The 13,616-nt window shown below is 39.2% G+C and carries 13 protein-coding genes; 5 read left to right on the forward strand and 8 right to left on the reverse strand.

Features of this window, described 5'->3' with window-relative positions:
• The first annotated feature begins 67 nt into the window (after positions 1-67).
• Positions 68-1,330 (forward strand): nickel pincer cofactor biosynthesis protein LarC, encoded by a 1,263-nt coding sequence (larC, locus tag H6G69_RS04750; RefSeq protein WP_190682376.1) that lies wholly within the window; start codon positions 68-70, stop codon positions 1,328-1,330.
• Positions 1,331-1,537: 207 nt separating this feature from the next.
• On the opposite strand, the gene H6G69_RS04755 is transcribed toward larC, so the two are convergent.
• Both H6G69_RS04755 and H6G69_RS04760 read right to left on the reverse strand, forming a co-directional pair.
• A complete protein-coding gene (locus H6G69_RS04755; protein ID WP_190682379.1) occupies positions 1,538-2,101 on the reverse strand; it encodes a DUF6658 family protein in 564 nt (187 codons plus the stop codon).
• A gap of 100 nt (positions 2,102-2,201) precedes the next feature.
• On the reverse strand, positions 2,202-2,708 hold the full coding sequence (locus H6G69_RS04760; RefSeq protein WP_190682381.1) for a DUF6658 family protein: 507 nt from the start codon (positions 2,706-2,708) through the stop codon (positions 2,202-2,204).
• A gap of 538 nt (positions 2,709-3,246) precedes the next feature.
• On the opposite strand from H6G69_RS04760, the gene H6G69_RS04765 reads away from it, so the two are divergent.
• On the forward strand, positions 3,247-4,173 hold the full coding sequence (locus H6G69_RS04765; RefSeq protein ID WP_190682384.1) for a lysylphosphatidylglycerol synthase domain-containing protein: 927 nt from the start codon (positions 3,247-3,249) through the stop codon (positions 4,171-4,173).
• A 154-nt stretch (positions 4,174-4,327) separates the two neighbouring features.
• Positions 4,328-5,044 (forward strand): DUF305 domain-containing protein, encoded by a 717-nt coding sequence (locus H6G69_RS04770; RefSeq protein ID WP_190682389.1) that lies wholly within the window; start codon positions 4,328-4,330, stop codon positions 5,042-5,044.
• Positions 5,045-5,122: 78 nt separating this feature from the next.
• Here H6G69_RS04770 and H6G69_RS04775 read toward each other — a convergent pair whose 3' ends face one another.
• On the reverse strand, positions 5,123-6,448 hold the full coding sequence (locus H6G69_RS04775) for a hypothetical protein (RefSeq protein ID WP_190682391.1): 1,326 nt from the start codon (positions 6,446-6,448) through the stop codon (positions 5,123-5,125).
• Positions 6,449-6,944: 496 nt separating this feature from the next.
• Here H6G69_RS04775 and H6G69_RS04780 point away from each other — a divergent pair, with 496 nt between their 5' ends.
• Complete coding sequence (locus tag H6G69_RS04780) at positions 6,945-8,438, forward strand: energy transducer TonB (protein ID WP_190682394.1); 1,494 nt, start codon at positions 6,945-6,947, stop codon at positions 8,436-8,438.
• 38 nt (positions 8,439-8,476) lie between these two features.
• Complete coding sequence (locus H6G69_RS33630) at positions 8,477-8,683, forward strand: hypothetical protein (protein WP_206757635.1); 207 nt, start codon at positions 8,477-8,479, stop codon at positions 8,681-8,683.
• Here the strand turns inward: H6G69_RS33630 and H6G69_RS04785 are convergent.
• The 5 genes from H6G69_RS04785 to H6G69_RS04805 all read right to left on the reverse strand — a co-directional run bounded on the left by H6G69_RS04785 (position 8,653) and on the right by H6G69_RS04805 (position 13,609).
• Entirely contained in the window at positions 8,653-9,228 is a 576-nt protein-coding gene (locus tag H6G69_RS04785; RefSeq protein WP_190682397.1) for a hypothetical protein, read from the reverse strand. The two genes, H6G69_RS33630 and H6G69_RS04785, sit on opposite strands and share 31 nt — an antisense overlap.
• 134 nt (positions 9,229-9,362) lie before the next feature.
• Positions 9,363-10,946 (reverse strand): TrbI/VirB10 family protein, encoded by a 1,584-nt coding sequence (locus H6G69_RS04790; protein WP_190682399.1) that lies wholly within the window; start codon positions 10,944-10,946, stop codon positions 9,363-9,365.
• A 22-nt stretch (positions 10,947-10,968) separates the two neighbouring features.
• Complete coding sequence (locus H6G69_RS04795) at positions 10,969-11,649, reverse strand: hypothetical protein (protein ID WP_190682402.1); 681 nt, start codon at positions 11,647-11,649, stop codon at positions 10,969-10,971.
• 33 nt (positions 11,650-11,682) lie between these two features.
• Entirely contained in the window at positions 11,683-12,510 is an 828-nt protein-coding gene (locus H6G69_RS04800) for a hypothetical protein (RefSeq protein WP_190682405.1), read from the reverse strand.
• Positions 12,511-12,547: 37 nt separating this feature from the next.
• Positions 12,548-13,609 (reverse strand): hypothetical protein, encoded by a 1,062-nt coding sequence (locus H6G69_RS04805; RefSeq protein ID WP_190682407.1) that lies wholly within the window; start codon positions 13,607-13,609, stop codon positions 12,548-12,550.
• Between the last annotated feature and the right edge of the window lie 7 nt (positions 13,610-13,616).

Consider the following 13,616-nt stretch of genomic DNA (forward strand, 5'->3'; position numbering starts at 1 on the left):
AGGGGTGCAAGGGTGTAGGTGAGAAAATAACTCAGAACAATTAACGATTAACCATTGACTTACCCCTATGAGTAAAATAGCTTATCTCCAATGCCCGACGGGAATTTCTGGTGATATGTGCCTCGGAACCTTAGTCAGTCTGGGTGTGCCTGTAGAGTATTTAGTCACAAAATTGAATGGCTTGGGAATAGCACAGGAATATAATTTACGGGCAGAACTGGTGCAACGCAACGGGCAGCAGGCAACTAAGGTAGATGTGGATTTAGTACAACACCATCATCACCATGACCAGGAACATCATCATGCTCGCCATCTGCCAGAAATTGAGCGGATGATTTTACAAGCGGGGTTGCCAGCCAGAGCAGAAGCTTGGAGTTTAGCAGTATTCCGGCAATTAGCCGTAGCAGAAGGGGCAGTACATGGAATTGCACCTGAAAAAGTTCACTTTCATGAAGTGGGTGCTGTGGATGCGATTGTCGATATTGTCGGTACTTGTTTAGGGTTAGATTGGTTAGGAATTGATAGCGATGGTGCAGGATTCCCCTTACTATACTGCTCGCCATTTCCGACAGGTGGCGGTACTGTACGGGCAGCACACGGACAAATGGCAGTACCAGTGCCAGCTGTGTTGAAATTATGGGAAATGAGGGGTTGTCCAGTTTATAGTAATGGCATTGAAAAGGAACTGGTGACACCAACGGGTGCGGCGATCGCCACTACTTTAGTGAGAGAATTTGGTAATCCGCCAGCGATGACACTTAAACAAGTGGGATTAGGCGCGGGAACCATCAATCTTCCTATTCCCAATATACTACGCCTCTGGTTGGGTGAAAGCACCAGTTTACAGCGTGATATCACCAAATCTCAGGAAGATAGCCCAACTTTAGAAACAATCTCAGTACTGGAAACTCAAATCGATGATTTAAATCCGCAAGCAATAGGTTATGTGTTTGAAGCGTTGTTTGCTGTTGGTGCGGTGGATGTCTTCACCCAAGCAATAGGTATGAAAAAATCTCGTCCAGGTATTTTACTCACTGTTATTTGCCATCCAGAAAATTTAGCCAGTTGTGAAGCAGTTTTATTCCGAGAAACCACTACTTTAGGAATTCGCCGCACTACCCAGCAACGCGCCATCCTACAACGAGAAATTCAACAAGTAGAAACTCAATATGGCACAGTCCGCATTAAAGTAGCATGGCAAGGAGAAGCAGCCGAAAAATCCATTACCAATGTGCAGCCAGAATATGAAGATTGTGCCGAATTAGCACGCAAACACAATCTGCCTTGGCGAGAAATTCATCGACTTGCCCTTGAGAGTTGGTACTCATAAAAAGTACTGAGTAACGAAAAAAAAGAATCCAGAGCCAGAATAATTTTACATTCTGACTCTTGGAGTCTGTACTCTCTACTTAAAGCTGACTTCAGAACATATAAATGATGAAGCGAAAGTGTGTAGAAGCATCCCCATGAATGAGGAGAAAAATTTAGTTTTGATTCATTTCTCACTCATTACTTGATAGGTAGCTGAATTTCATCCTTATTTGTTTAATGTTCTGTTGATAGCGTTGTTATCTTCTTCAACTGTACGTTGGGCAGTTTTACCCAAGTTTTGAGCAGCATCAGAGGTGTTGTCTTTGAGGTTTTCAAGCCCACGTTTGGTTCCCTTTGCTACACCTTCGGCGGTTTCTTGAGCAGAACTACCAATATCTTCACCTAAGTTTTTCACTCTTTCAGGAAAGGGAGTACCTTGGCGATAATTACGAGCATATTGTTCTGGAGAATCAATGCCTTTTTCATTGATGTTTCTTTCGGCGTTTCTACTCAAATCTTCGGCTCGATTTTGGGCTGCTTTTTCAAAGTTTTTGGCTCGAGGATCATTATCACTAAAGTTGTTCATTCCACCTTCAGGAGTATTGAGGTTGTACTCTTTGGTGGGGTCGTAACGCTTAGTATAAGCTGATTCTGCACCAGGCTGTTGGGATGGTTGAGTTGCATTAGCACCGCTACAAGCTTGTGTCAGGATAAGAAACATCCCTGCTAAAAAAACGCTTAAAACTTTGAAAGGACGAACATTTTTCAACCAATTAATCACTTTTTTCATTGGGTTACTCCTTGAGTTTATCTAACTAAGTAAAAGATTATTTTGGAGATAAAATTTGCGATAAATTTTTATTCTCCTACCTGGGAATGAATTCAGAATTCTATCTGCCTACTGCTGGATTTTTTTGTAGCTCAGGTCTAGCACTGGCTTCTGATGCTTTGTCTTTGATAAAGCTGCCAGCTTCTTGAAATTGTTCTTTGACAATTTCTAAACGATCAGAAACTCGGTTGCCTATATCTGATTGATTTTGAACTAAACCACCTGGCTCAGGTTGTTGAAAGTTTTCTTTGGTAATTATTGGCAATTCTTTTTCTTTTTCTACTCTGCCTTGGGGTGTTTCCGCACCGGGATAGAGGATTTCTGATTCAGAATTTGTAGCAATTAATAAATCAGCAGGTAAGGCAGAAACGTTTCTCGTATATTTATCTCCACCGTTTTTGTAAGGATTGTTAGCACCACCAGCTTGAACAGCAGGATTATGAGGATTTGCCCCTGTCACATCGCCGCTTGTGCAAGCAGTACTAACTATCAATAATAAACCTGCAAAAAATACAGATACAATTTGGCGAACTCGTAGTTTTTTCAATAAATCTGTGAGTTTTTTCATGGATACCTCCTTTTCACCATCAACAAGTTTTTTGCTTATAATTCATGACAATAAGCAAGCTTGGTTCCTTGTTTGAGGTAAGTATTATTGAACCAACAGTCTTTAATTTAATTCCTAAAAATATATTTTTACATCTGGCTTAAGCTACATTATATTGGCTAAAAATATTCTGTTTTTATCTCTCTGTAGTTAGATAAAACTAGTTTTTTCAGCTTTTTATTCATTGAAATTAATCTAATAATTAAATTTGATTTAAAAAATACCAATCTTTTTTATTTCAGTCTTAAGAGGGATTTGTAACTGTTTAAATTAATATAAAAAATTGCCCAAAAATTAATTAGAATGATGTTGAAATCTCATAATTATTTTCCAAAAATTTAATTACCTCGGTGAAGTTATACATGATTTGTCAAAAGGATTACCTACGCTTTCAGCAAAATTAGAGACTGCTTTTTTAAATGCTTGAGAATATGACTGATGTACCATAAGATTTAAGACATTTAACCCTGGCTGCTGAACATATTAAATGACCAAAGTGATGAAGCAATTTTTACGCTGGATAATTTTAGGTGGAACGCTATTTTTTGTCGCCAAAGCCTTAAAAGATAATTGGGTTGGGGTGACAACTCTCGAAATTGATGCAGCAGGATGGGCAATTTTAGCGATCGCCACGGGCGTAACTTTGCTAGCACATACATGGGCTGGCTGGATTTGGACTTGGGTTTTGCAAGATTTAAATCAACCTGTACCAGTTGTAAAATTCATCCAGGTATACTTAAAAACCAACTTAGCCAAATATTTACCGGGTAATGTTTGGCATTATTACGGGCGAATTGTTGCAGCGAAAAATGCTAACGTCTCGACGGGTGCGGCTACTTTAAGTGTTTTGCTAGAGCCATTACTCATGGCCGCAGCAGCTTTTATAATTTTTATTTTATTTAGTGGTCAATTTACGGCTTATCAGAGTAATGGGTTGATCACAATATTCCAAATTGCCATTTTGCTTTTAGTTCTTTGTGCAGTCCATCCCAACTTTTTAAACCCAGTAATTCGCTTTTTATATAAATTAAAAAATAGAAAATCTCCGGATAAAAATCAACAAAAGGTGAATTTGCGTTTAGAACGTTACCCTTTGCGCCCATTATTAGGAGAATTAGGCTTTTTAACTCTACGGAGTTGCGGATTTATTTTAACTATATTGGCGATTAGTCCTCTAAGTCTCAACCAAATTCCTTTGTTGTTGGGAGCTTTTAGTTTTGCTTGGTTATTGGGGCTAGTGGTTCCCGGTGCGCCTGGGGGGTTGGGTGTATTTGAAGCAACCGCGATCGCGTTGTTGCAATCTCGCTTTCCCGCAGCGATTGTGATTAGTGCGATCGCGCTATATCGCCTGATTAGTATCTTAGCCGAAACATCTGGTGCTGCTTTAGCATGGCTCGATGAACGTCGGGTTAAAACTAGTAGTTAAAGATTTAATGCCATCTTAATTTCAATTTCAGTTGCTATGCTATGTAATAAATACAGAATTCAGTCTACACACCTCAAATTATTTAAGTAATGTTTATACTTAAATAATTTAGTTGTGAGCCAACTAAAATAAATTAAAAAATTGATTATTACATATGCAATTCCCAACTTTGAAAAATAGCTTTTTGGTATTAGCATTGCTGGCTTCTTTTTCAAGTAGCTTGTTGACGGCTTGTTCTACTAATACTGCCCAAAATTCTACCCAAGAACCAAACACTGCTACAACAGCCACAGATACAAGTACTCACGAATCCATGAATCATAACAGTCAGATGATGAATCATGGTGCGATGAATCACAACATGGCAATGAATTTGGGTGCGGCTGATGCTAACTACGATTTACGCTTTATTGACGCGATGATTCCCCACCATCAAGGTGCAGTAGAAATGGCCAAGGAAGCACAACAAAAGTCTCAACGCCCAGAAATTAAAAAATTGGCAGATGACATCATCAAAGCCCAAAACCAAGAAATTAACCAAATGAAACAATGGCGCACAGCTTGGTATCCCAAAGCCGGATCTGATGCTGTGGCTTATGATCCTCAACAGAAAAAAACAGTCAAAATGTTGCCTGAGCAAATGCAAGGTATGATGATGAATATGGACTTGGGTGCGGCTGATACTCAATTTGATTTGCGCTTTATTAATGCGATGATTCCTCACCATAAAGCCGCAGTAGTAATGGCTAAAGATGCTGCGCAAAAATCTCAGCGTCCAGAAATTAAGAAATTGGCCCAAGAAATTATCAAAGCACAAGATACCGAGATTAACCAAATGAAACAGTGGCGAAAAACTTGGTATAACAAGTAAGTCTTGGCTTATTTTCTCAAAACATCGTTATCACAGCAGGGAACAGCGACATCTCTGATTCCCTGCTATACTTCTTTTTTATAAAAATACATTTTCCTTAATTTGTGAAAAAACATGATAATCATCAATAAATGATTGTGCCTTATATTTGCTGGAATTTTCGGGAACTTTAATCAAGTTATATTCAATATTTTCGGCGTAGATAGCAAAAGTAATATTAAAAACTTCTAGAAAATTAATTACCCATTTACAATCATCTTCTGATAATTTTTCATAATAGCGAATTAAATGAGCAATTCTCATTTCTAAGTGGCTGCGAGAATTTTTGCAAATTAAAATAATCTTGAGTAGGATGATCACTAAAGTTAGTGGATGTCCCTGAGCAAGTAACAGTAAAAACAATGCTGAAGGCTCTCGTCCATTTTCTGTAGTGAAGCAATCTATCATGCGGTTACAGCTTCTTAAAAAGAGATTTTTATCTAAAATTTCTTCATCATCTTCTACTTTCCAAGCAGATAAATTTTCTTTGATATGCTTGTTTAAAAGTATAACTAATTCCTGATTTTTTACAGAAAAGAATAAGTATTTACGAATACTTTTTTTAAAATCCTTAAAAGTCTGATTTTCAGTTTGCTTAATAAATATATTTGCTAAATTCTCATAACTAAATACGCCCTTTTTGATGATAATCATTTTGATTAAGCGCAAGACATGATCGCCTAAAATGCTGGGATTTTTGTAGCGTGTATTGCTTGAAGCGGAAGACTGAGAACGAGCAATATACATTGCCAAGTCAAATTTAAACTTATCTTTTATTTGTTTAGAAAGTTTACTTGCAGCTTCTTGTTGTTCTTTAGGGTTATTGGCATCTAAAGATTGAGCGACTAATAGATAAGCAGTATAACGACTTGTCCAATGAACTTTGCTTTTACCTTCGTGTCTATTAGCAAATAATTTTAACTCTTCATAGTCATCGCTGTTAACAAAATTGTCTAGCCAGCTTTTATAGATATGCAAGCTTTGATAATTGCTCTTTTTGCAGCTAATATCATTATAGTTAGCTAATAAATTAATTAATTGTTGAATATATTCATATTTTCTTTTAGATGCCCAGTTGTTAACGATGATATAAAAACAACGTTTGATAGTATTGCGAAATTCCTGTTCATTATTTGCCAGTAATATTCTTCGCATGACTGGCACTGTATTTAAACTACCGGATTCTAAAAAATCGAGAAATAACCGCTTAAATTCTCTTAATACTTCTTCTGCTGGACTTTGATTAACAAGTTCCATCAAAAAGTTGTAGATTTTTTCTTGTCCAGCTTGGATATTTAACAGTGGAAGAGTAGACTTAACAATATCTTGTTCTTCAAAATCCGTATATAAACTATGGGTGGTCATAGAAAGTATCAAGACCAATGCAGTGTATAAATTTATGTACTCTCAGCTTACCTTTGACTACCAACAGTATCAATCAATTTTTCAAAGATTTAGTAATTTTTTGACTGAGATTTGATAAATTTACCTAAATTTTGTTCAAGCTTCAGTTGAGACTACAAAAACTTTCAGGAGAATCACGGATATTGGCTGTACTTGATGTATAACTGTAAAAATGTTATCTCAGTCCTTGCTAGTCCCTTGATGTTTCGGCTTGCTAGAGCGATCGCCTAGTTAATGATATAACTTCTCAAAAACTGACAAATTAACTCAGATGATTTTGCAAAAAATTAGCTATTCCTGCACCAATGCCTCTAGCAGTAGTTAGGAAGTTGTTTTTTTCTCGCTATGGATAGTATTCGAGCCGCAGCATTCTCAAAATTTCTGAAATTTATTGCTTGATATTTGTAATGGAGCATTATAAGATGACAGAGTTTAGTGATAATAGGTGGCAATAACTATGAGCTTTTCCAGCATTGCTGTTGAGCAGCGTTCTAAAGAAGCTCAAGCTCTGAGGTTATTTTTGGGTTGCAGTTTGGCGGGTTCCCTTGCACTGCACATAGCTGTATTGGCTACGGGTTTAGGTAACTTTTTAGCTAGAGTGCCTGTGGAAGAAGATCCAATAGAGGTAACAATTGTAGATGCGCCAGAACCAGAAAAAATTCCTATACAACCTATACAAGAACAAGAGCGATCGCCGAGTCAACCTCTGAACAATACTGTTGTTCCTATAAAAAACGATGTTGCCTTTGTACCCCAACCGCAACCAAAATTAAAGTCACCTATTATTCCTCAAAAACAGTTTGCGGCAGCTGCTGAAAAACCTGTCACTACTTCACAACCAGCAGCCAGACGTAATCCAGTTACTACTAGTCCCTCAACAACGCAGACATCAACTAACAGTGCTAGTAGTTCACCCTCTCAAGCTACCTCTAAAGTAACTACCCCTGGTGGTGGTGGCAGTTCAGGTTTTAGTGGCAGCACGGGAATTTTAACAGGCAGTGGTACTGGTATCGGTGTCGGTAGTGGCACTGGTAGTGGCACTGGTATTGGTAATGGCAACGGTAGCGGTATTGGCAGTGGTACTGGTACAGGTAGTGGTAGTGGCACTGGCGCTGGTATTGGCAACGGTAGTGGCACTGGCACTGGCAATGGTAACGGTAGTGGCACTGGCAATGGTAACGGCACTGGTACTGGCAATAGCAATCCAGTAGCTGTAGCCCCACAACCACGAAAAATCGAAGCACCGACCAATCGAGGTAATAGCAATGGTCGTGCAGCTTGTAGTCAATGCGATAGTAAGTATCCCGAACAAGCAAGACGACGAGGTATTGAAGGTAAAGTGGAAGTAGCGGTGGATACTGATGCTAATGGTAATGTTACTAACGTCAGGCTAACCCGTTCTAGTGGCAACCGAGATTTAGATGAAGCACATCTTAGACAAGCTCGGGAATGGAAACTCAAGCCGAATGAAGGCGGCAGACAAGGCGTAGCAATTTCTACCGATTATGCTATTCGCGGTTCACGGCGATACAGAGAAGCCCAAGAACGCAAACGCCAAAGACAAGCCCGAGAAGCAGAACAGCAACAACAAACAGCTACGGCTAATCAAAATTCCACTAATGAGTCTCCTAGACGCAGACGAAGTTTAACTTCCGGAACTATTGTAGATGTTACCCCAGAAGTTAGAAATAGAAGAGTGCCAGCTGCATCAGAAAATTCTGCACCTCGTCAGCGCTTGCGTCAGCCTGTTAACAGCAATGTATCACCTAGTCGTCCCACCACATCCAGTGGTGAAAACAATGCTCCCACAGTGCAGCGTCGTCGCCGTCGTCCAGATTCAGCAACAACGTCTGATAGTGCTAATAGGTTACGAAATGCGCTACGCCGTTCTCGCCCACAAACTGAGTCTGCACCGGCGGCTCCTGTTTCAGAGCCAAACAAAAGTGAGTAAGTAGGTCGGCTTAAATATAGACCGCAGGGGAGAGGTTAGTGTCATTTCTTGCTGCACAAGCACTCCCCTATCTGCCTTCTCCTAAAGGAGACGCTACGCGAACACGAATAAATTTCTCTTATCCGAACCGCATTGACTCAGCACGGGTTGAACGCCCCGCTACCGCTAACAGCACTTTGCTATACATCGGCATCAGCGCGGCGTGTTGGCTATTTTATCTAGGATGTTTTAAGCAAGGAGACTGATTATCTGCGGTAGTTTCATCACCATAAATTGCTAGGGTATGATAGCCAGGGTCAGAGTCTGTATAAAGAACTTGAAAAGTATAGAGTTTGCTTTTTCCTTGTGCTTCAGTCACAACTGTTAACAGTGTTTTATTTGTGTTTGGTAGTCCGGGAATTTTGAGTTTAGGAATACGTCTAAGTTGAATGACATTGGCGGCTGAATTTTTACAATCTCCAGAATTAAAATTACGATCTTGACCAAACTGCGTACATACTGGCCCATCAAAATCTATGGTTACTTGTGATGGATCGTTTAACCAAACTTTTTTAATTGTTTCTCCGGCTGGTAAAAAACTTAAATTTGTCCCTTGCACATAAGAAACTGTAATAGTTGGGACTATGCCACTTAAACCCTGTGCTTGACATGAAAGCATAGAACGTAAAACAGCATTCTGAGCTAATGCACGACCGGCCAACAATAAAATTCCTGCTGAGAAAAAGCAGGATGTTAGATGCAAGAAATGGGAAGAACTAAAAATTTTTGCTGGTAGTTTGACTGGTTTCATGGCTGTAAACGCCAAAATTAATAGGGACAGAATGCAGTATTTCCAAGAATTGAGCAGTCAGAATTCAAAAGCGAGAATAGATGCCAAATTTGGCGGAATTTGATTTCTGACTACCAATGTTTAAATTTTTATTTTTAAAGCTGCAATAATTGGTTGACATATACTTCGACTTCTTTACCAGCAGGGATAAACCATACGTTAGTTTGTTGCGTTAATTGCGCGATCGCCTGTTGGTTACGTTGGGAAATTTGCGGAATTACAGAGTTAAAGCCACCTTCTAAAACACCTGCGGCAATGTTCCGTTTGGTATTACTACTACTAATAGTTGTACCGCCATTTAAAGAAGTAACAACTGAATCTGTTCTGTTATATAACTCTGCGGCTTTGCCAATCCCACCCAAGACAAATAGTCCTAAATCCATACTAGCAATTGAACCGCTGCTATTGGGAAATTTATTGGCAATTAATGGTCTGCCTTTGACACCGCGAATAATAATCGCATTATTAGGCAAGCTTCTTTCGGAAACAGTACCGTTATCGTGGCTGACGATTTTCACCACATTTAACTGCAACAAACCTTGTTCGGAAAGTGATTTAATTTCTGCTAATAATTCTGTTTTCGCAGGAATGACAATTTGATTATCTACAGATTTTAAAGGTTGCTTTAATTGAATGACAAAGGTGTTTTTATCTTCGTCATCTTTATCATTATTTCTTGATCTAGTAGTTTCACCGAAGATTGCCGTCGCTACCACGGCTTTGACGCTAGTTCCAACAGACACAGACCTTGGCCCTTGTACTTGAGCAGTGGTAATGCTAGGAGTTGGCTGGGGTTGTGATTGAGTTTGATTTTGGGATTCTGACATCCCCGGTGCTGGCATCGTGCCGTTGTTATTTTCAGGCAAAGCTTGGCTAACGTTAACACCAGATGTGCCAGTGGTAGATACCATACCGTAACTGCCTAATTTAGCTAACTTTGACCACTCTTGCAGGGGATCGGGGGGAGTTGGTGCGGCAGTAACGGTGACAACTGGTTGTGGTGTTGCAGGAGGAACTTGCGGAGGATTTAGCATAACGGTGGTGGGAAAAGGAAGGGGTCTTACGGGTGCAGGATTAGCTGTAACTGGCCGAGGAAGATAAACTGTTTGTATTGGTGCTGGAACTGCTCTTCTGGCAAAATTGTCGCGGTTAGTGTTGGCTGTAGCATTTAACTGCGCTATTGGTCTGGTTCCATTTCTCAGACTTTGTTGAGCGGCTGTGACATCCTGTGCTTGTTCAGCAATAGCTAATTTTGTTTTTAAGGTTTCGATTTGTTGTTCTAAATCTTGTTGGCGAGGTGCAGCAGTTGTAGTTGGAGGGGCAATAGTCGCAATATTGGTTTTTGCTTTTTGACCACTTCCACTCATCAGTTGTGATAAAAATCCGCCAGCTAACATTACGACCACAAGGGTTGCAGAAGCGACTAAAGTTAATTTGGCAAAAGGATTACTCGAAAGGGGTTGATTGGCTTTGAGTTCTTGTGGTTCCGAAGTCAGAGCTTCGGGAATGTCTAGTTCTTCAGTCGCTTCGACATTGACAGTATGGGATTCATCTTCAAAGCCAACTAATCTTGCTATTTTTGATTCCCAGTCGGAAGATTCTACTTGTTTTGGCGTATCTGTGCTGCGGTTGACCAGACTCTGCGGTGGAACTTCTGATGAGATGGAATATGAAGTCATAGTATATAGGTTGGTAATTATTTCAAGAACAATTTTTGTCTTTTATGTCACATATATTGTAAATTTCTAGTCTAGCTTCGCCAAGACGATATCCTGCTAAGTGCCAAGGTAGTGGCTTTTCTGGTAAGGATATGGCTGACTCATCTACGGCTTTAATAAAAATTTGTTTATTAAAAGAATTTGATTCTCCTAATTTGTCATAGTTGGTAAAACTTAATTGATGAGCGAATAATTCTACTTTCCATGTACCTTCCGCAATTTTAGTGGGCTGGGAAATACTATCAATTACTAAAACATACTCAGAGCCTCGATTAATAGTTTCAAATTGCGAGCCTGCTTTTAAATTTGTCAGTTCTAATAGTAGTTTTTGCTGGATATTATTAGACAACATCTGAGAACTAATATCCCAGACTACTTTGGGTGGTTGTTTTTCTGACCAAGTGAGCATTAAGCTCATGGTTTCACCGACAAAACGGCGAATTGTCTCAGGATGACGCTCAAAGCTGGGTTTGGGGTCTACAGTAATGGCTTGACCGTCAATCAGTTGCACTAAACTTTGCGGTGTTAATTGTTTTTTGAGGGCTGCCAACATCGACCCATGAAACATTAACAATAGTAAGGCAAGCACATTTATCCCAAATGTGGCGACGGCAAATAAAGGTAAGATGTTGCTTTTTTTATTTTCAGTTTTCAGTATTTGCATGATTAAAAGGCAGAAAGAATAATTTTGAGCAACTTATCTCAGAAAATTGCCGCTTGGTTTTCTATTGAGACATTGAATTGTTTGATTTGTTTGATTACCATATTCATCTAATAAGCATAAATTCCGAATTTCATAAATTTCTAGTTTGTCGGCGCGAGTGTTATAAATTGCTTTTTGCAGGTCGGTGCTGTTTTCTGATAAGGGATAAGGAAAATAATCAACAGCACGGACTAATAAATCTTTATTAAATGGTGTAACTCTTCGACGATTGTCTGAACGTTTTGTTTGAATTAAATCAGCTACCATTCCAATACGCCATTTTCCGGGGCCGATTTTTTCTGGAGGATAAAGGCGTTTGATAATTAATTGCCCTGTAATGCTTTGACTGGAGTTGTTGGTAAAAACTTCTGGGGGGGTGAGTTCTGCGATCGCACTTAACAAACCTTTACGAAAATCTTCCGCAACGGCAAAACTCGCTATCCATGTGCTGGTAGTAACACTGCGATTGCCACCTTGTACAGTTCTGACTGGAATTCCTGAATCTGATTTGGGTTTGGCGACTTCTTCAATTGATTGGGGTGGCAGATTTCCTGACCAATTAAACATCGCTACCATCGTTTTGGAGACAAAGCGACGAATAGTTTCGGGGTCTCTGGCTAAATCATCAATTTCCCCAACGGATTGACCATCGATTAATTGTACAAAGTTAGGGGGTTTTCTCAGACTTAACTGGCGAATATTTAAGCCTTGAATGATAAATAAAAGTAATACTAAAATTTGTAAACTAAAAGTGGCGATCGCAAATATTGTCAATACGCTACTTGTTGGCTTTTGTTGTCTTTTCTTGAGCAGATTTACCATTGAATCACCCCCTATCCAATTTGCAATAAGACTCAGTTTAAATTCTATCTCTGACTAAAGTTTCTGTATTACTAATTGCACTGAAAACGGCAAAAGCTCCTGCGGCTGCCAATAACAAAGATAACAAAGGTGCTAAGATTCCTAAAAAAATGATGAACCACATTAAATCAGGATTAGTGTTGATATCTTGTACTGGTCTATTGACCACATTCAAAATTACTGTTGCGGTCAATGACGCAATAATATTAAACGAAATCTTCGCAATTCCCGCCGCTAAAAATCCTGTCAACCAGGCAAAAATTGGCTTACCAGCCACAGGTAGCAAGGAAGCACCCACCGCTAAAGGCCCCAAAGCTGCTATCAGCAACATTGTAGCTTCGAGCAGATTTTGAAAAGCATATTGTAACGAAATTAAAAAGTTTTTAATCGCTGTTTGTCCGGTATTTCCCAATAGCGAATTAAAGGCATTATCAGTAATAATGCCTGTGCCAAAACGAATTTGATTAACTTGAGTTTCTAATCTATCTATCCAAGTTTTATTCCCATATAAATTTCTATATTGCTGCCAGAGATCATCAATTTGATCATTGGCTTTTTTCAAGCATTCATTTTGTTGTTCGCCAGTCAATGCTTGACAAGGACGCAATAAAGAACCAGCTACTTCTTCTGCCACACTTATATTAATAGCTTGCTGATAATTTTGTTCTGCATCTGCTGTGGCGACTACTTGTTGATTCACACCATTAATAAAATTTCTCACCCCTAAAGTTAATGATGAAAGAACACTACCATCACCGGGATTGCTTAATAACAAGACAACAACAAAAGGCCAAATTAATCCTGATATTGGGCGAGAATATTCACTATAAATTACATCTTTGAGCCATTGCACCATAAAAAATAACAGCGTGCCAACAGCAAAAAATACTCCTAAATTGGTAAGTGCGCCATATAAGTTATTACTAGTATTATTTTGTAATAAATCTATCCATTGGTTGTCCCAAGCTTCAGCAATACTTCTAGCTGTGACAGCACCATCTGTAATAGTCTCAGTAATGCCAGGAACGCCAGGATATGCTTGTAAAAAATAAAGCTGCATTTTCCTT

The organism is Nostoc sp. FACHB-110, assembly GCF_014697425.1.
In the GTDB taxonomy this organism is placed as follows: Bacteria; Cyanobacteriota; Cyanobacteriia; order Cyanobacteriales; family Nostocaceae; genus Nostoc_B.

Bases quoted from the DNA above. Each gene is read 5' to 3' on its own strand.
- H6G69_RS04770 (WP_190682389.1), top strand. From the start codon at position 4,328: ATGCAATTCCCAACTTTGAAAAATAGCTTTTTGGTATTAGCATTGCTG.
- H6G69_RS04780 (WP_190682394.1), top strand. From the start codon at position 6,945: ATGAGCTTTTCCAGCATTGCTGTTGAGCAGCGTTCTAAAGAAGCTCAA.
- H6G69_RS04805 (WP_190682407.1), bottom strand. From the start codon at position 13,609: ATGCAGCTTTATTTTTTACAAGCATATCCTGGCGTTCCTGGCATTACT.
- H6G69_RS04755 (WP_190682379.1), bottom strand. From the start codon at position 2,101: ATGAAAAAAGTGATTAATTGGTTGAAAAATGTTCGTCCTTTCAAAGTT.
- H6G69_RS04785 (WP_190682397.1), bottom strand. From the start codon at position 9,228: ATGAAACCAGTCAAACTACCAGCAAAAATTTTTAGTTCTTCCCATTTC.
- H6G69_RS04765 (WP_190682384.1), top strand. From the start codon at position 3,247: ATGAAGCAATTTTTACGCTGGATAATTTTAGGTGGAACGCTATTTTTT.
- H6G69_RS04760 (WP_190682381.1), bottom strand. From the start codon at position 2,708: ATGAAAAAACTCACAGATTTATTGAAAAAACTACGAGTTCGCCAAATT.
- H6G69_RS04790 (WP_190682399.1), bottom strand. From the start codon at position 10,946: ATGACTTCATATTCCATCTCATCAGAAGTTCCACCGCAGAGTCTGGTC.
- H6G69_RS04795 (WP_190682402.1), bottom strand. From the start codon at position 11,649: ATGCAAATACTGAAAACTGAAAATAAAAAAAGCAACATCTTACCTTTA.
- larC (WP_190682376.1), top strand. From the start codon at position 68: ATGAGTAAAATAGCTTATCTCCAATGCCCGACGGGAATTTCTGGTGAT.
- H6G69_RS04775 (WP_190682391.1), bottom strand. From the start codon at position 6,448: ATGACCACCCATAGTTTATATACGGATTTTGAAGAACAAGATATTGTT.
- H6G69_RS04800 (WP_190682405.1), bottom strand. From the start codon at position 12,510: ATGGTAAATCTGCTCAAGAAAAGACAACAAAAGCCAACAAGTAGCGTA.